20 protein-coding genes are annotated in these 15,342 nt (G+C 68.4%); 11 read left to right on the top strand and 9 right to left on the bottom strand.

From position 1 onward, the window contains the following. Positions 1-352 precede the first annotated feature (352 nt). Both Q8M82_RS06565 and Q8M82_RS23420 read left to right on the top strand, forming a co-directional pair. Positions 353-835 (top strand): response regulator, encoded by a 483-nt coding sequence (locus Q8M82_RS06565; protein ID WP_305690574.1) that lies wholly within the window; start codon positions 353-355, stop codon positions 833-835. After that, complete coding sequence (locus Q8M82_RS23420; RefSeq protein ID WP_371126259.1) at positions 822-1,067, top strand: Hpt domain-containing protein; 246 nt, start codon at positions 822-824, stop codon at positions 1,065-1,067. Before Q8M82_RS06565 ends, Q8M82_RS23420 begins: the two co-directional genes overlap by 14 nt. A 33-nt stretch (positions 1,068-1,100) precedes the next feature. On the opposite strand, the gene Q8M82_RS06570 is transcribed toward Q8M82_RS23420, so the two are convergent. Further along, entirely contained in the window at positions 1,101-1,670 is a 570-nt protein-coding gene (locus Q8M82_RS06570) for an SRPBCC family protein (protein WP_305690575.1), read from the bottom strand. Then, positions 1,670-1,987, bottom strand: a complete 318-nt coding sequence (locus Q8M82_RS06575; protein ID WP_305690576.1) for an ArsR/SmtB family transcription factor — start codon at positions 1,985-1,987, stop codon at positions 1,670-1,672. The genes Q8M82_RS06570 and Q8M82_RS06575 overlap by 1 nt, the downstream gene beginning before the upstream one ends. Positions 1,988-2,145: 158 nt before the next feature. On the opposite strand from Q8M82_RS06575, the gene Q8M82_RS06580 reads away from it, so the two are divergent. Next, positions 2,146-3,048: a DMT family transporter gene (locus tag Q8M82_RS06580; protein ID WP_305690577.1), complete on the top strand. Its 903-nt coding sequence runs from the start codon at positions 2,146-2,148 to the stop codon at positions 3,046-3,048. Here Q8M82_RS06580 and Q8M82_RS06585 read toward each other — a convergent pair whose 3' ends face one another. Beyond that, the gene (locus tag Q8M82_RS06585; protein ID WP_305690578.1) at positions 3,049-3,750 is read right to left on the bottom strand and encodes a FadR/GntR family transcriptional regulator; all 702 of its coding nucleotides are present in this window, start codon (positions 3,748-3,750) and stop codon (positions 3,049-3,051) included. Between the two features lie 137 nt (positions 3,751-3,887). Here Q8M82_RS06585 and Q8M82_RS06590 point away from each other — a divergent pair, with 137 nt between their 5' ends. Then, positions 3,888-5,021: an iron-containing alcohol dehydrogenase gene (locus Q8M82_RS06590; RefSeq protein ID WP_305690579.1), complete on the top strand. Its 1,134-nt coding sequence runs from the start codon at positions 3,888-3,890 to the stop codon at positions 5,019-5,021. Between the two features lie 97 nt (positions 5,022-5,118). Further along, a complete protein-coding gene (locus tag Q8M82_RS06595; protein WP_305690580.1) occupies positions 5,119-6,216 on the top strand; it encodes a TRAP transporter substrate-binding protein in 1,098 nt (365 codons plus the stop codon). Positions 6,217-6,281: 65 nt separating this feature from the next. On the opposite strand, the gene Q8M82_RS06600 is transcribed toward Q8M82_RS06595, so the two are convergent. Beyond that, entirely contained in the window at positions 6,282-6,917 is a 636-nt protein-coding gene (locus tag Q8M82_RS06600) for a pyridoxamine 5'-phosphate oxidase family protein (protein WP_305690581.1), read from the bottom strand. Positions 6,918-7,124: 207 nt separating this feature from the next. On the opposite strand from Q8M82_RS06600, the gene Q8M82_RS06605 reads away from it, so the two are divergent. From Q8M82_RS06605 to Q8M82_RS06620, 4 genes are read left to right on the top strand one after another with little or no spacing between them, the layout of a single operon-like run. Next, positions 7,125-7,586 carry a hypothetical protein gene (locus Q8M82_RS06605; RefSeq protein ID WP_305690582.1) on the top strand — a complete coding sequence of 154 codons (462 nt, stop codon included), beginning with the start codon at positions 7,125-7,127 and terminating at the stop codon, positions 7,584-7,586. A gap of 17 nt (positions 7,587-7,603) precedes the next feature. Next, complete coding sequence (locus Q8M82_RS06610; protein ID WP_305690583.1) at positions 7,604-8,272, top strand: ribonuclease T2 family protein; 669 nt, start codon at positions 7,604-7,606, stop codon at positions 8,270-8,272. Between the two features lie 31 nt (positions 8,273-8,303). Further along, a complete protein-coding gene (locus tag Q8M82_RS06615; RefSeq protein WP_305690584.1) occupies positions 8,304-9,155 on the top strand; it encodes a 23S rRNA (adenine(2030)-N(6))-methyltransferase RlmJ in 852 nt (283 codons plus the stop codon). Positions 9,156-9,181: 26 nt separating this feature from the next. Next, a complete protein-coding gene (locus Q8M82_RS06620; protein ID WP_305690585.1) occupies positions 9,182-9,787 on the top strand; it encodes a glutathione S-transferase family protein in 606 nt (201 codons plus the stop codon). Between the two features lie 140 nt (positions 9,788-9,927). On the opposite strand, the gene Q8M82_RS06625 is transcribed toward Q8M82_RS06620, so the two are convergent. Then, on the bottom strand, positions 9,928-10,584 hold the full coding sequence (locus tag Q8M82_RS06625) for an outer membrane protein (RefSeq protein WP_305690586.1): 657 nt from the start codon (positions 10,582-10,584) through the stop codon (positions 9,928-9,930). Positions 10,585-10,942: 358 nt separating this feature from the next. On the opposite strand from Q8M82_RS06625, the gene Q8M82_RS06630 reads away from it, so the two are divergent. Both Q8M82_RS06630 and Q8M82_RS06635 read left to right on the top strand, forming a co-directional pair. Further along, complete coding sequence (locus Q8M82_RS06630; RefSeq protein ID WP_305690587.1) at positions 10,943-11,761, top strand: glycosyltransferase family 2 protein; 819 nt, start codon at positions 10,943-10,945, stop codon at positions 11,759-11,761. Beyond that, on the top strand, positions 11,754-12,500 hold the full coding sequence (locus tag Q8M82_RS06635; protein ID WP_305690588.1) for an SDR family oxidoreductase: 747 nt from the start codon (positions 11,754-11,756) through the stop codon (positions 12,498-12,500). The genes Q8M82_RS06630 and Q8M82_RS06635 overlap by 8 nt, the downstream gene beginning before the upstream one ends. A gap of 9 nt (positions 12,501-12,509) precedes the next feature. Here the strand turns inward: Q8M82_RS06635 and Q8M82_RS06640 are convergent, their stop codons facing one another. The 4 genes from Q8M82_RS06640 to Q8M82_RS06655 form a co-directional block, all read right to left on the bottom strand. After that, complete coding sequence (locus tag Q8M82_RS06640; RefSeq protein ID WP_305690589.1) at positions 12,510-13,139, bottom strand: 2-hydroxychromene-2-carboxylate isomerase; 630 nt, start codon at positions 13,137-13,139, stop codon at positions 12,510-12,512. 10 nt (positions 13,140-13,149) lie between these two features. Further along, positions 13,150-13,914, bottom strand: coding sequence for a peptidoglycan editing factor PgeF (gene pgeF, locus Q8M82_RS06645; protein WP_305690590.1), 765 nt, complete (start codon positions 13,912-13,914; stop codon positions 13,150-13,152). Positions 13,915-13,950: 36 nt separating this feature from the next. Beyond that, positions 13,951-15,048: a class I SAM-dependent methyltransferase gene (locus Q8M82_RS06650; protein WP_305690591.1), complete on the bottom strand. Its 1,098-nt coding sequence runs from the start codon at positions 15,046-15,048 to the stop codon at positions 13,951-13,953. Beyond that, positions 15,045-15,342, bottom strand: a 298-nt coding sequence (locus Q8M82_RS06655) for a prolipoprotein diacylglyceryl transferase family protein (protein ID WP_305690592.1), incomplete at its 5' end; no start/stop codon positions are given. The genes Q8M82_RS06655 and Q8M82_RS06650, both read right to left, overlap by 4 nt.

The raw sequence follows: 15,342 nt of genomic DNA on the forward strand, positions 1-15,342 counted from the left end.
CAGAGCGAGCCCGCGACGAGAGCGACGAGGACCGCGATCCCCGCCAGCATGATCAGCAGATTGGTGCGCCGAAAGAGGGCTTGGGACGTGGGCATGGACGTTCCGGAGAATGGGCATTTCCGATGCCGCGTCGGGCGCGACATCGCAAGGTAAAATGACAGTTCGTCGCCACGCGCCTGCGACATTTCCGCGGATCGTCACATTTTGCGGGATTGGATGGAGGATTTGATGCAGCTCCCCTAACGGAAGGCAGGGGTGACATGTCGGGTAGCGGTTGGTCCGTCGCGGTTCGGGGAGCCGGCAGACGGCCGACATCGCCCGGAGCCGGCGTCGGCAGACTCGGGCGAATGGCATGAAGATCATGATCGTCGACGACAACCGCACCTATCCGATGGTGCTGCGGAGCGTCGTGAACACCATCGGCAACCATCACATCACGGTCTTCTCCAACCCGCTCGAGGCGCTGGAGGCGGCCGCCAACATCGAATTCGACTTCGTGCTGGTCGATGACATGATGCCGGAGATGGACGGCGTCGCCTGCATCCAGGCGCTGCGGCAGATGCCCAACCACCGCGACCTGCCGATCGTCATGGTCACCACCGCCGAGGAGCGCGAGACCCGGCTGGCGGCGCTCGATGCGGGCGCGACCGATTTCCTGCACAAGCCGATCGAGCCCGTCGAACTACGGGTGCGCGTCCTGAGCTCGTCGACCGCGGCATGCGGGGCGAACTGGCATGCGAGATCGGCACCGATAGGCTCGACGACCAGACCCGCCAGTTCTGGCCGATGCGACCCGCTCGACCGCGGAGGCCGCCCGGGCCCTGCAGGCCGGTGAAACCGACGTCGCCCTTCGCGATCGGCATACGCTGAAGGGCGTTGCCGGCACGCTCGGTTTCCGCGCCTTCGAGGCGGATGCCAGGGCGGCCGAAGCCGCCCTCCGCGCCGGCCATGCCGCCGACGTCACCGCCCTGCAGACCGCGCTGCTGAGCACCATGCTGGCAGTCGGGACCGAAGCGCCCGGCGAGGCTGCGACACCGGGCAACGAGACGATGCGGGCCGCGGGCTGAGCCGGACCCGCACCCGTGCGGTCTTGCGACGCGTTACACCGCCGCGTCCTGCTGCCTCTGCGCGTATTCCGCCATCAGCGGCTCATGGACGGACCAGAAGGGTCCCCGCTTGCGCCCGCGCAACTGGTCCTCGAGCAGACCGAGATGCAGGTGCCAGCCGCTGGAGACCATCGCCATGCGGTGCTTCGTCGCCAGCCGGCGGTGAATCAGCACCAGGCGCACCTCGTCGCCCAGCGGTGCGAGCTCGATCTCGACGTCTGAATCGGGGTCGCCCATGCCGACCCAATTGAAGGCCAGCCGATGGGGCGGCTCATAGACCGTGACGGTGCCGCTCATCAACGCGCCCTCGTCGTTCATCTTGCGAGCGCTCTCCGGCGGCGCCTCGTCGGTGATGCGCGAATGCTTGAAGAACAGCTCGATCTTGCCGCCGGCGCGCGCTTCCGTCTCGCCGCCGCAGAACCAGGTCGCGCGCTTCTCGTCCTCGATCAGATAGGCCCAGACCCGCTCGATGGGCCCCGGCAACAGCCGTTCGAAGCGCACCGCGCCGCTCTCCAGAACCTCGCCATACATCTTCTTGTCTGCCTTCTGTGCCTGCGTCTGCATCACGCCTCCTCGCCCGGGTCGGGCTTTCGTAGCGCGGCCTCGAGAGCCGCCAGCCTGTCGGGCCAGAAGGCGCGGACGCGCCTGACCCACTGATCGAAGCCGTCGATACCCTCCGGATCCAGCGCATAGATGCGCCGCTGGCCTGCGACCGTGACCCGGACAAGCCCGGCCTCGCGCAGCGCCTTGAGATGCTGCGAGATCGCCGGTGCCGACAGCGTGAACCGCTCCCCGATCTCCCCGGCCGAAAGTTCGCCCTCCGCCAGCATCTCGACGATGCGGCGGCGGGTCGGGTCGGCGAGGGCGGTGAAACTGTCCATGGGCCAATGATTCCGTGTTAGCTTAATTAAGTCAATGGCAAATTATTGTGCGGCGCTTTGCGTCTGCCCCGTCCGCGAGGGTGGCGCTTGCCCGCAGCGACGCGCTCCGTCAAAGCGATGCTCCCCGACCGATCCTTCCACACGGCGCACCGTTTTCCATGCCCACCCGCAACGCCACCCTCGCCGGCATCGGCATGATGCTGCTTGGCATCCTGATGTTCTCCCTGAACGACGTGATGGGAAAATGGCTGGTCGCGACCTATACGGTCGGGCAGGTGCTGCTGCTGCGCAGCGCCGCCGCCCTCGTCGTCCTCGCCCCCTTCATCGTCAGGCAAGGCCTGATGCGCACGCTGCGCCCGCCCAAGCCCAGGCTCCAGCTCCTGCGTGTCGCCCTCGGCGCGAGCGAGTCGGCACTGTTCTACGCGGCGGTCGTCTATCTGCCGCTCGCCGATACCATGACGATCTGGATGGCGGCTCCGGTCTGGGCCGTCGTCTTCGCGGCCCTGCTGCTCGGCGAGAAAGTCGACCTGCCGCGCTGGCTCGCCGTCGCCGCCGGCTTCGTCGGCGTCGTGGTCGCGCTCGACCCGACAGGCGCGAGCCTGAGCTGGCCGGCGCTGATCGCCGTCCTCGGCAGCATCCTCTTCGCACTGCTGATGATCGCCGGCCGCTATCTGCGCGAGACGCCCGACGTCACGCTGGTCGGCCTGCAGACCTTCGGCACGCTGCTGATCGGCCTGGCGCTCCTGCCCTTCGGCTGGGTCCCGCCCACGCCGCGCGACTTCGCGCTGCTGGGCCTGCTCGGCATCGTCGCCATGGTCGCGCATCTGTGCGTCACGCGCTCGCTCAAGCTGGCGGAAGCCTCGGTCGTGGCGCCCTATCAGTACACGCTCATCGTCTGGGCGCTGATCTTCGGCTGGCTCGTCTTCGGCGACTGGCCGACGCCGGCAATGCTCGCCGGCTCGGCCCTGATCGTGGCGGCCGGCCTCGCCTTGATGCTGCTGGAGCGCCGTGCGGCAGCGCGCGCTGCTGCGAGTCCCGACACCCGGTCCTCCGCAAGGTGATCAGCTCGCGATGAAGGGCACCTTCATCCGGTCCGAGGACTGGACGATGTGGTGGCGCATCGCGACCGCCGCGGTTTCTCCGTCGCGCCGGCCGAGCGCACGCAGGATCGCGCCATGCTCGACGAAAGCCTCCTGCAGCCGGGCCGGCTCCTGCACCGGCGGCCGCTGGCTGCGGGTGATGATCGGCCGGTAGAGCCCCAGGATATCGCGGATCGCTCTGTTCCCCGCGATTTCGGCGATCGCCATGTGCAGCCTGAAGTCCGCCTCCATGGCGTCGAGAAAACGCGCCTCCTCGATCGCCAGACGCATCGCCTCGTTCAACTCGCTGAGGCGGCCGATATCCTCCTGCGAAGCATGCCGCGCCGCGAGCTGGACCGTCGAGCCCTCGAGCGCGAAACGCAGCTGATAGATCTCGACCTCGGAGAAGCGCTGCTCGAATGTCCAGCCGGTGAGATCGGCCTCGGGGCGGTCGAACCCCTCCGCGACGAAGGCGCCGCGCGCCGGCTCGATCCGGATCAGGCCCATGCCTTCGAGCTGCAGCACCGCCTCGCGCACGGTCGGGCGGCTCGCGCCCAGACGCAGGGCCAGTTCGCGCTGGGCCGGCACCCGGTCGCCCGGCTTCAGCCCCGTTTCGGTCATCAGGCGCCGGATCTGCTGGACCAACTGCGTGGTCACCGGCCGCCTGTCCTTCTCGACCTGCATGGGCTTCATCCCTCCCCGTCCACACCCGCTGTTGACGGCTCACACCGCCCACTGTCAATTCGTGGCCATACCGGTAAGACCACGACATCGCGGACATTCGGCCTGCCGATGTCCGTCGGCAACAGGCGAGGAACCTCATGGCCCTGATCACCTATCTGACCACCGTCAAGTTCGGCTACGGCGAGATCGACGGCATCGCGACCGACCTTGCGGGCCTTGGCGTCGCCCGACCCCTGATCATTGCCGACAAGGGCATCGTTGCGGCCGGCCTCGTCGCGAAGGTGCAGGCGCTGGCGCCCGCGCTCGCAAGCGCCCCCGTCTTCGACGGCACGCCGACCAACCCGACCGAGGAGGCCGTCGAGGCCGCGCTCGTGCTCTATCGCCAGCATGGCTGCGACGGGCTGGTCGCCATCGGTGGTGGCTCGCCGATCGATCTCGCCAAGGGCGTCGCCCTGCTGGCGACTCATAACGGCTCGCTCGAGACCTACGCTGCGATCCTCGGCGGCATCCCGAAGGTCACCGCAGCCGTCGCGCCCGTCATCGCCATCCCCACGACCTCGGGCACCGGCAGCGAGGTCGGGCGCGCCGCGCTGATCACGCTCAAGGACGGCCGCAAGCTCGGCTTCATCTCGCCCCACCTGATCCCGCGCATCGCCGTCTGCGACCCCGAACTGACGCTCGGCCTGCCGGCCTGGCTGACCGCCGCCACGGGCATGGACGCCGTGACTCACTGCATCGAGACCTATCTCAGCCCGCGCGAGAACCCGCCGGCCGAAGCGATCGCGCTGGACGGCCTGAAGCGTGCGGTCGGCTTCATCGAGCGCGCGGTGAAGGACGGCAGCGACCGCGAGGCCCGCAAGGAGATGATGATGGCCGCGCTCCAGGGCGGCCTGACCTTCCAGAAAGGGCTGGGTGCGGTCCACGCCCTCTCCCACCCGCTCGGTGGGCTCAAGGAGGTCTCTTTGCATCACGGCACCCTCAACGCCGTGCTGCTGCCGGCCGTACTGCGCTTCAACGCGCCGGAGTCCGAGGCGAAATATGCCGAGATCCGCAAGGCGCTCGGCCTGTCACCCGACACCGACCTCGCCGACTGGATCGCCGGCCTGGTGTCCCGCCTCGGCATGCCCGGCAGTCTTTCGGCCATGGGCCTGCCGCGCGACGTCCTTCCCGCGATCGCCGAGGCCGCGACCAAGGACCATTCGAGCGCGACCAACCCGCGCGCGGCCACCGCGGCGGACTATGCGGCGATGCTGGAGGCCTCGTTCGGCTGACGGGACGATCCCACCACCACCTGCGCCGACCGGCCGGCCGGCGCATTCGAGGCGAAGGCCCATGCCGACAAATCGGGCCGAGCAGGGAGAAACGACGATGACGAACAGACGAGAGATGCTGAAGACGGGGCTGGCCGGCGCAGCCCTCGCCGCAGGTGGCACAGCCGCCTCGGCCCAGACAGCCCCGGCCGCCGGGATCAATTGGCGCATGACCTCCAGCTATCCCAAGGCGCTCGACGCCGTGTACGGGGCCGGCGACATTTTCATCAAGGCGGTGTCCGACATGTCGGGCGGGCGTCTCCAGCTCCAGCATTTCGCCGCGGGCGAACTCGTGCCGGGCCTTCAGGCGCTCGACGCCGTGCAGAACGGCACGGTCGAATGCTGCGATACCGCAGCCTTCTACTATGTCGGCAAGGACCCGTCCTTCGCCTTCGGCGCGGCCGTGCCCTTCGGCCTCAACACGCGCCAGCAGAATGCCTGGTTCTTCCAGGGCGGCGGGCTAGCGCTCTTCAACGAGCTGCTGGCGCAATACAACGTCATCGGCCTGCCGATCGGCAACACCAATGCCCAGATGGCCGGCTGGTTCCGCAAGGAAATCAAGACGATCGACGACCTCAAGGGCCTGAAGATCCGCATCGGCGGGCTCGCCGGCCAGGTCATCGCCAAGCTCGGCGCCGTTCCCCAGCAGATTGCGGCCGGCGACATCTACCCGGCCCTCGAGCGGGGGACGATCGACGCGGCCGAATGGGTCGGCCCCTATGACGACGAGAAGCTCGGCTTCAGCCGCGTCGCGCCCTATTACTATTATCCCGGCTGGTGGGAGGGCGCCTCGGCGATCCTGCTGATGATCAACCGCTCCAAGTGGAACGAGCTCAGCGCCAGCGATAAGGCCATTTTCGTCGGCGCGGCGCATCAGGCCCATACGATGACCATCGCGCGCTATGACGACGTCAACCCAGCCGCAATCAAGCGGCTGATCGCGGCGGGCACGCAGCTGCGCGCGTTCTCGCCCGAGATCATGGATGCCTGCGCCAAGGCGGCCAACGAACTCTACGAGGAAATCGGCGCCAAGAACCCGATGTTCAAGAGGCTGCACGACCACATGATGGCCTATCGCAACGAGCAATTGCTCTGGCAGCAGGTGGCGGAGTTCAACTACGACGCCTACCAGATCCGCTCGCGCGGCCGCCGCTGAGCGGCGAGCCCTGCGCCTCTCCGGGTCGCTCCAGCGCCCGGAGAGGCTGAACTGCTGCGTCTCCCTCAGTAAAGCCGCGTCCGGTAGGCCTCTTCGAGATTGGCCTCCGCCTCCGCGACGCCGACGGCCTTCGTCTGGTCCGCGATGATTCGCCCGAGCGAGGGAAAGCGGCTGCGCTCGACCCGGGTCGCGGGATCCCAGAGCTTCGAGCGGATCAGCGCCTTGCCGCAATGGAAGAAGGCTTCCTCAACCGAAACCAGCAGGCCGAGTGTCGGCGTCCGCTCCTGCACGGTCGCGGGTTCCAGCAACGCTGCGTCGCGGGTGAGCCGCGCACGACCATTGACCCTGAGCGTCTCGGCGATGCCCGGCACCATGAAGATCAGGCCGACGCCAGGCGAGGCCAGCACATTGCCGAAGCTGTCGACCCGGTTGTTGCCGCGCCGGTCGGGGATGAACAGCGTCCGCTCGTCGAGCACCTCGACGAAGCCCGGCGCATCCCCGCGCGGGCTGGCATCCGCCCGCCCCGCCCCGTCCGAGGTCGCCAGCACGAGGAAGGGCGAGAGCGCGATGAAGTCGCGGCAATGGCCGTCGAGCCAGTCGAGCACCTTGCGCTCGGCCAGCGGGTTGACCGGCCCCATATGCGCCCGCAGCGCGGCGGGCTCGGCGATGATCGTCGCCTCGGGGTGATCGTCCGTCGTCATGGCATCTCTCCTGCTCCGTCTGACCGTCACTGTCCCCGATCCGCGCTGCTCGGGCCAGCGCCTTGGCCGCGCGGCGGCCACTCGCCGTCGATCGAAAAGCCACAAGGCGCTGGCCGTATCACGTTCGGCGCCTGCCGCGCCTTGACCCTGCGAACGCCCCCCGCCATCGTGCGCCTTCATTTCCGTCCCACGACGAGGCTGACCTCCATGCGCCGCGCTCTGCTGCGAACCGCCCTCGCATCCCTCGCTCTCCTGACGGCCGCCGCCTCGGCCGAGGCCTCGGGCCGCCGCATGGTCCATCCGGCCGACCGCGCCGAAAACCGCATCGTACCCATGACCGGCACGCTGCCGGCCTGTGACGACCCGGCGGTTCTCGGCGAGATCACCAGCTGGTTCAATTCGCGCGAGGCCAAGTTCTGGGGCCCGCTCCAGGCCGTCGCCTATGATCGGATCAGGCCGATCGGCTTCCGGCCGCTCGGCGACGATTTCATCCCGCGCCGCTTCTGCACCGGCCGGATGGCCCTGAACGACGGCACGCTGCATCGCGTCGACTACTCGGTCCGCGAGAACCTCGGCCTCTTCGGCTGGACCTGGAACGTCAACTGGTGCGTCAGTGGGCTCGACCGGCATCGCAGCTACGCGCCCGACTGCAAGATGGCGCGTCCCTGAGCCGGACAGCGCCGCCGATGAGCCTCCTGCGAATCGCACTCGCTCTGCCGCTGCTGGTCGGCCTGCTCGGCCAGGGCGAGGCGCAGCCGCGCAACGACCGAGGCGGCGCGCCGGGCGATTTCGATTTCTACGTCCTCGCCTTGTCCTGGTCGCCCGGCTTCTGCGAACTCGACGGCGGCCGCGATCGCAACCGCGAGCAATGCGCCGAGGGGGCGGGCCTCGGCTTCGTCGTGCATGGCCTCTGGCCGCAGAACGAGCGCGGCTTTCCGAGCGAATGCGGCCCGGCCGGGCGCACGCCCTCACGCATCGCGCTCGATCAGGCCCAGGGGCTGTTTCCGAGCGAGGGCCTCGCCCGCCATCAATGGCGCAAGCACGGCACCTGCTCCGGATCGAGCCCGAGCGACTATTTCGCCGATACGCGCCGGGCCCGCGAGAAGATTACGATCCCTCCGGCCCTGTCCAAGGCCGGGCGCGAGCAGAACTGGACCGCAATCGACATCGAGCGGGCCTTTGTCGATGCCAATCCAGGCTTGCGCACCGACATGATGTCGGTCGCCTGCCGGCGCGGCGTGCTGCAGGAGGTTCGCATCTGCCTGAGCAAGGACCTGCGCAATTTCCGTATGTGCGAGGAGGTCGATCGCTCCGGCTGTCGCACGCGCGACATCACCGTGCCGGCGCCGCGCTGACAGCGGTCGCAAAGCCGCGTAAGAGCGCGGCATGAATTACCGCCACGGCTTTCATGCCGGAAACTTCGCCGACGTCCTCAAGCATGTCGTGCTGATGCGCGTCCTGACGCATCTGAACGCCAAGGACACGCCCTACCGCATCGTCGACACCCATGCCGGCGCCGGCCGCTACGACCTCGGCTCGGAAGAGGCTCTGCGCACCCATGAGTGGAAGGACGGTGTCGCGCGGCTCGATCAGGCCCCGCTCGCCGCCCCCGTCGAGGCCCTGCTCAAGCCTTGGCGCGACGCGGTCGCCGGCGCGCGCGCGCTCTATGGGCCGAACGCCTATCCCGGCTCGCCCTGGCTCTGCCGGCAGGCGATGCGCCGCGACGACCGGCTGATCGCGGCCGAACTCCACCCCCAGACTCACAGGAAGCTCGTCGCCGCGATCGGGCGAGACGAGCGCTGCAAGGCGCTGGCGATCGACGGCTGGAATGCGCTGCGCGGCAATGTCCCGCCCAAGGAGCGGCGCGGCCTCGTCCTGATCGACCCGCCCTTCGAGGAGAAAGACGAGTTCGCGACGCTGGAGGCGGAACTGATCGCCGCCCATCGCAAATGGCCGACGGGGATCTACGCGCTCTGGTACCCGATCAAGGACAAGCTCGCCGTCGTGAATCTGCTGGCGGGAATCACCCAGGCCGGCATCGGCCGTCTGCTGCGGCTGGAAATCGACGTTGACCGCCCGGAGGCCGCAGGCGGGCTGAGCGCGACCGGCATGCTGATCGTCAACCCGCCTTGGTTGCTCGGCGACGAAGCCCGAATCATCCTGCCGGCCCTGACGGAACGCCTCGCCCAGGGACCGCAGCCGCGCTATCTATGCGAGCCGATCCGTCCGGACGGCTGACACGCCCGCAGTTCCGAGGCCCATCGATGCTCGTTCTCCGCTCCTCCCCCGCCTCCCCCTTCGGCCGCAAGGTGAAGATGGCCGCCGCCGAACTCGGGCTGAGCGACCGCATCGAGATCCTCGTCGCCGACACCAACGACCCGGCCGAGCCGCTGCGCCAGCAGAACCCGCTCGGCAAGATCCCGACGCTGGTGCTCGAAGACGGGATGACGCTGTTCGATTCGCGCGTCATCGTCGACTATCTCGACCATCTCGCCGGCGGCAGCCGCCTGATCCCGGCGGGCGAGGCGCGATTCGCCCAGTTGCGCCTGCAGGCGCTGGCCGACGGCCTGTGCGATGCCGCCCTGCTCCAGGTCTACGAGACGCGCTTCCGCCCGGAAGAGGGCCGCAACGCCGCCTGGGTCGCCAACCAGGCCGGCAAGGTCTCGCGCGCGCTCGCCGCGCTCGAAGCCGCCCCGCCATCCTATCCGGACCGTCCGCGCATCGGCGAGATCGCGCTGGCCTGTGCGCTCGGCTATCTCGACCTGCGCTTCGCCGGCAGCTGGCGGGCGGATCATCCCCGGCTCGTCGCCTGGCTGGATGCCTTCGCCGCGGATGTCCCGGCATTCGAGGCGACCCGCTTCAAGGGCTGACATTCCGACGACCGGCCGGTCTCGCAGCGGAGGCCGGCCGACACCACACTCGGCTCCCGGTCCCAGTGTCATTCCCAAACAACAAAAAACCCGGTGGCCGAAGCCACCGGGTTCTTTTTGTCCCCGCGAGGGGAAGCAGACTAGAACTTGTAGTTCAGGCCGGCGCGGACGACGGAGAAGTCGGTGCCGACCTTCACGCCCGAGTTGAACACGTTCTTCTCGCCGAGGTCGACGTAGAGATACTCGACCTTGGCAGTCCAGTTGTTGGTGAAGGCATACTCGAGACCGCCGCCGACAGCGTAGCCGCCGGTGTGCGAGTTGTCGGCCGAACCCAGACCAGCGATCGTGGTCTTCACGTTGCCGTAGGCCCAACCACCGGTGATGTAGGGCATGAACCGGTCGAAGGCGAAGCCGACGCGGGCACGGACCGTGCCGAAATACTCGGTGCGGACGCGATCGCCGAAGCTGTTGTCGGTCTGCAGGTCGGCGCCCTGAATGTCGGCCTCGACGCCGAGGACAACCTGGCCGATCTGGTAGTTGTAGCCGATCTGACCACCACCGATGAAGCCGTCGACGTCGCCGATCGAGACCGTGCGGGCCAGGGCGAAGGTGCCGGCATTCACATTGCCGAAGCCGTAGCCGGCGTTGGCACCGACATAGAAGCCGGTCCAGGTGAAGACGGGGGCATAGACCGGCGCCATGACCGGGCCCTTGCGGGACGGCAGGTCGGCGGCGGAGGCAGCGCCGGCAGCGACGAGGCCGATCGCCGCAACGCTCGAAAGCAGGATCTTCTTCATGGTAGTACTCCTAGTCGTCGCTTTGCCGGTTGCCCCGGCGGGTGATGTCGATGGGGATGGTTATAAGACCTGGCGAGGCTTTTGTCTGTTGCGTCGGAAGCACATGTGCCCTGCAGACCGCGGCGAAAATGCGGCACGATTGGGATGACTGCGGCGATTGTATAAACACACGTTAACGACTGTTAAAGCATGCCTAATGGTGAACCGAATACTAAAAATTTCGTGAGGCATTATCGCGGTTTATGCTGAAAACGCGGATGGTCACGCAGGGTTCCCATTCTCGCCACATTTTTTTCGAGCGCTTGCGGCTCCCGCTGACGCGTGCTTAAGCCGAGCCAGTCAGCCAGATCGGAATCCGGTGCCGCTCCTTTCCATCTTCATCATTGCGCGCGACGAGGCAGACCGGATCGAACGGACGATCAAGGCGGTTCGCAGCCTCAGCGACGATATCGTGCTGGTCGATTCGGGCTCGACGGACGGCACGCAGGAGATCGCAGCGCGCCTGGGCGCTCGCGTGATCTTCAACAACTGGCCCGGATACGGCCAGCAGAAGCGCTTCGCCGAGGATCAGTGCCGGCACGACTGGCTGCTCAACATCGACGCCGACGAGGTCGTCCCAGCCGATCTCGCCGCCGAGATCGGCGAACTCTTCGCAGGCACGGGCCCGGCCGCGGACGCCTATGAGATCCGCATCGCCGAGATCTTCCCGGGTGAGCCGGCGCCGCATCGCTTCGCCTATGCGCTCGCACCGGTCCGGCTCTACCGGCGCGACAAGGGCCGCTACTCCCCCTCCCCCGTGCATGATCGCGTCGATCTTTCGCCCGGCGCTCGCGTCGCCCGGCTGAAAGGGACGGTGCATCACTACTCCGTGCGCTCGCTCGGGGAGCAGATGAGCAAACTCAACAGCTACAGCGACGCTCAGGCCGACGATCTCGACCGGCGCGGCCAATCGCTCTCGGTGTTCAGGCTCGCGGTCGAGTTCCCGGCCAACTTCGTCAAGGCCTATATCGGGCGGCGCCACGCCCTGCGCGGCGTCTATGGCTTCATGACCGCGATGAACTATGCCTTCTACCGCTATCTGCGGGTGGCGAAGCACTGGGAGCGGCGGCTCCAGCGTCGCTCCGGTGAGGGGCTGGCGGAGACGCGGCCGGAAACGCGGGAGCGGCCGGATGGCTGAGGTCGCATTGGTGACGGGCGGCGCACGCCGAATCGGCCGCGCCATCGTCGAGCGCCTGGCCGCGAACGGCTACGTCGTCGCGATCCATTGCGGCAGCGCACGCGACGAAGCCGATTCGCTGGCGGCAGGGATCGTCCGGGACGGCGGCCGCGCAGGGGTGCTGGTCGCGGATCTGGCCGAGCCGGAGGCGGTGGCAGCCCTGGTTCCGGCAGCGGAGGCCGCGCTCGGCCCCGTGACACTGCTCGTCAACAATGCCTCGAGCTTTCTCGTCGACGAGGTCACCGCCATCGACGTGCCGACCTGGAATCGGCAGTTCTCGATCAATCTCCGCGCCCCGTCGGTGCTGGCCGGAGCGCTCGCGAACCGGCTCCCGGAGGGGCGCCAGGGCGCCATCGTCAACATCATCGACCAGCGCGTCTGGAAGCTGACGCCGCAATACTATTCCTACACTCTGACCAAGGCCGCGCTGCTGACGGCGACCAAGACGATGGCGCAGGCCCTGGCGCCGCGCATCCGCGTCAATGCGGTCGGGCCCGGCCCGACCCTGCCCAACCCCCATGACGGCCTCGAGGCGATGGAGCAGGAGGCGGCGGGCACGCTGTTGCGCCGCAAGATCGATGCGAGCGAGATCGCGGAGGCGGTGCTCTACCTAGCTCGCGCCCGTTCGGTCACCGGCCAGATGATCGCGGTCGATGCCGGGCAGCATCTCGGCTGGCGCACACCCGACATCGTCGGCTGACGCCGGCGATCAGGCCGCCGGGTCCGGCCGATAGGGCGCGCGGCCGCTGGCGAGCGCGCTGTCGAGCAATTCGAGCCGGTCCTGGCCCCAGAACACCTCACCCTCGAGCACATAGCTCGGCGCGCCGAAGACGCCGGCCGCGATCGCCGCCGCGATGGTGCCCTCATAGCTCTGCACAACCGCTTCACTGTCGGCCTCGCGCGCCAGAGCCTGCGCATCGAAGCCGCAGGACTGGGCAATCCTGGCCACGGCCCCGAGCTGCGTCATGTCCTCGTCGCGGGACCAGACGCCGGCCATGACCTCGCCCATGAAGAGCCCCGGATCCCCTCCCGCCCTCACGATCGCGATCAGAAAACGGTCGGCGAGCGAGGGATCGAAGGGAAAATGCTTGGGCTGCAGCACGAGCTTCACGCCACGCCGCTCGCGCCAGCGCTGCAGATCCATCAGCCGGTAGCGCTGGCGCACCGGATGGCGCTTCGGCAGCGGCAGCCCGCCGGTCTCGTCGAACACCGCCCGCAGCGGCACCGGACAGTAGACGATCCCGATGCCATGACGCGCCGCGATGTCGAGGAAGGTCGCATGGCCGAGATAGGTCCAGGGCGAATGCAGCGAGAAATAATAGTCGATGGTGCGGGGCATGGGCTTCTCCTCAATCAAGCGCGATCGCCGAGATCAGCCGCCCGTAATCCGGCTCGCCGCGATGGGTCGTCCGGCGATAGCTGAAGAAGCGCTCCTCGTCGCCATAGGTGCACAGCGACAGATCGAGGAAGCGCCCGATGCCGGCCTCCTGCGCCCGCAGCGCGATGAAGGCCGGCAGGTCGAACATCGCATGGGCGGCCCGCTCGGAGGCCGTGAAGAAGCGGGCATAGGTCGCGTTCTCGGCCTTGAAACGCTCGACGAATTCCGGCCCGACCTCATAGGCCTTCGCGCTGATCGTCGGCCCGAGCACGGCGACGATGCGCTCGCGCCGCGCCCCGAGCTTCTCCATCGCCGTCACCGTAGAGGCGACGACGCCCCCGAAGGCGCCCTTCCAGCCCGAATGGGCCGCGCCGACGACGCGCGCCTCGCTGTCGGCGAACAGGATCGGCCCGCAATCCGCGCTGGAGACACCGAGCGCCACGCCCGGCGCCGACGTCACCATCGCATCCGCCCTCGGCCGCTCCGCCGGCCAGGGCCCGGTCACGACCTCCACATCGGCGGAATGCACCTGGTAGAGGCTGACCAGATGCGTCGGCTCGACCGAGAGATGCGCCGCCATCCGCCTGCGGTTCTCGGTGATCGCCGCCGGATCGTCGGAGGAACCCAACCCGCCATTGAGCGACGTGTAGATCCCGGTCGAGGCGCCGCCCTGCCGGGTGAAGAAGGCGTGGCGGATGCCGCGTTCGGCAGCGAGATCGGGAGAGGTGATGAACATCGTGTCGTCCGGTTTCGACGGGCAGCGCCGCCCGTGTCAGCCCTGCTCTGGCAGGCGATGAAGGTCAAATCCGGGCAGCGGCGGCAAGCCCGGATGCGAAACGGCCAGAACCTTGAAGAGATCGCCCATGCCGGTGGCGCCCCGCTCGGTCAGCCGGTCGAAGGCCGCGCCGATCGACGCCGCTTGCTCCGGCGTCGCCTTGGCCGACAGGGCTTGCGCCCGCTCGGCGAGGCCCAGCGCCAGCAGGAAATCCGCCTGCCGGACGGGCCCATGGGTCGCGGCGCCCGCCCGCAGCCCGGCCTGCACCATCCGGGCAAAATCGACATGCACGGTCAGATCCGCCTCGCCCGGCTCCTCCAGCGGATCGACGAAAGCGTGCCGGCGCATCGCTTGCAGCGTGTCGCCGAAGCCCGACTGCAGCGGGCCATAGTCGATGAAGAGCGCCCCGCCGCCCGCCCGCGCCAGATGTGAGGCGACGGTCGAGACCAGCGACAGGGCCGCCAGCGGCTGCTCGAAGATGGCGCCGGGCGGCGCCGTCGCGGGCCCCACCCCGTCGGATGCGGTCGCGGCCAGCCCAAACGCCAGCCGCCCCTCGCTGTCGAGCCCGATCAGCCTCTCGCGCCAGCCCTGCTCCGTCATCACGAACTGGTCGAGCGGCAGCGCGTCGAGCAATTCGTTGGCGACGATGATCGCGGGCCCCTCCAGCGCCGTCTCGATATGCTCGTGCCAGATCGGCTCCGCCTTGCCGGCGAGCGTCGCGGCCTGGATTTCGCGAAGCACCGGGCTGGTCTCGACCAGATGCACCACCGCCGCCTCTCGGAAGCCCGGAAGGATTCGCGTCGCGCGCAACATATCGGCCATCAGCGTGCCGCGGCCTGGCCCGATCTCGACCAGGGCGAAGCGGCTGGGCGCGCCCATCGCCTGCCAGAGATGGCCCGCCCAGAGCCCGATCATCTCGCCGAACATCTGGCTGATCTCGGGCGCGGTGGTGAAGTCGCCCTGCGCGCCGAAAGGATCGCGCGTCCTATAGTAGCCATGCCGCGGATGGCCGAGGCACAGAGCCATGAAGCGCGAGACCGGAAGCGGACCCTCTTCCGCGATCAGGCGGACGAGTTCCGCCTTCAGCGCGCTCACGCAGCGCCCCGCCGGGCGCGCAGCACGAGAACGAGCCCCGCTGCGAACAGCGGCAGCGACAGCAGCATGCCCATGGTGATGCCGCCCGAGAGCGCATCGACCGAGGTCCCGAACAGGAAGCCGAGCTGCGGATCGGGCTCGCGGAAGAATTCGCAGACGATGCGCGCCACCGCATATCCCATGCCGAACACGCCGGCGACGAGGCCGGGCCGCTTCAGCCCGCCGGCCCGCACCAGCAGCGCCAGCAGGATGAAGAGCAAAAGCCCTTCGGAGAAGGCCTCGTAGAGCTGGCTC

It is taken from the genome of Allobosea sp. (assembly GCF_030694325.1).
GTDB lineage: Bacteria > Pseudomonadota > Alphaproteobacteria > Rhizobiales > Beijerinckiaceae > Allobosea.

Coding starts and splice junctions, on each gene's coding strand:
- Q8M82_RS06565 (WP_305690574.1), top strand. CDS start 353: ATGAAGATCATGATCGTCGACGACAACCGCACCTATCCGATGGTGCTG.
- Q8M82_RS06570 (WP_305690575.1), bottom strand. CDS start 1,670: ATGCAGACGCAGGCACAGAAGGCAGACAAGAAGATGTATGGCGAGGTT.
- Q8M82_RS06575 (WP_305690576.1), bottom strand. CDS start 1,987: ATGGACAGTTTCACCGCCCTCGCCGACCCGACCCGCCGCCGCATCGTC.
- Q8M82_RS06580 (WP_305690577.1), top strand. CDS start 2,146: ATGCCCACCCGCAACGCCACCCTCGCCGGCATCGGCATGATGCTGCTT.
- Q8M82_RS06585 (WP_305690578.1), bottom strand. CDS start 3,750: ATGCAGGTCGAGAAGGACAGGCGGCCGGTGACCACGCAGTTGGTCCAG.
- Q8M82_RS06590 (WP_305690579.1), top strand. CDS start 3,888: ATGGCCCTGATCACCTATCTGACCACCGTCAAGTTCGGCTACGGCGAG.
- Q8M82_RS06595 (WP_305690580.1), top strand. CDS start 5,119: ATGACGAACAGACGAGAGATGCTGAAGACGGGGCTGGCCGGCGCAGCC.
- Q8M82_RS06600 (WP_305690581.1), bottom strand. CDS start 6,917: ATGACGACGGACGATCACCCCGAGGCGACGATCATCGCCGAGCCCGCC.
- Q8M82_RS06605 (WP_305690582.1), top strand. CDS start 7,125: ATGCGCCGCGCTCTGCTGCGAACCGCCCTCGCATCCCTCGCTCTCCTG.
- Q8M82_RS06610 (WP_305690583.1), top strand. CDS start 7,604: ATGAGCCTCCTGCGAATCGCACTCGCTCTGCCGCTGCTGGTCGGCCTG.
- Q8M82_RS06615 (WP_305690584.1), top strand. CDS start 8,304: ATGAATTACCGCCACGGCTTTCATGCCGGAAACTTCGCCGACGTCCTC.
- Q8M82_RS06620 (WP_305690585.1), top strand. CDS start 9,182: ATGCTCGTTCTCCGCTCCTCCCCCGCCTCCCCCTTCGGCCGCAAGGTG.
- Q8M82_RS06625 (WP_305690586.1), bottom strand. CDS start 10,584: ATGAAGAAGATCCTGCTTTCGAGCGTTGCGGCGATCGGCCTCGTCGCT.
- Q8M82_RS06635 (WP_305690588.1), top strand. CDS start 11,754: ATGGCTGAGGTCGCATTGGTGACGGGCGGCGCACGCCGAATCGGCCGC.
- Q8M82_RS06640 (WP_305690589.1), bottom strand. CDS start 13,139: ATGCCCCGCACCATCGACTATTATTTCTCGCTGCATTCGCCCTGGACC.
- pgeF (WP_305690590.1), bottom strand. CDS start 13,914: ATGTTCATCACCTCTCCCGATCTCGCTGCCGAACGCGGCATCCGCCAC.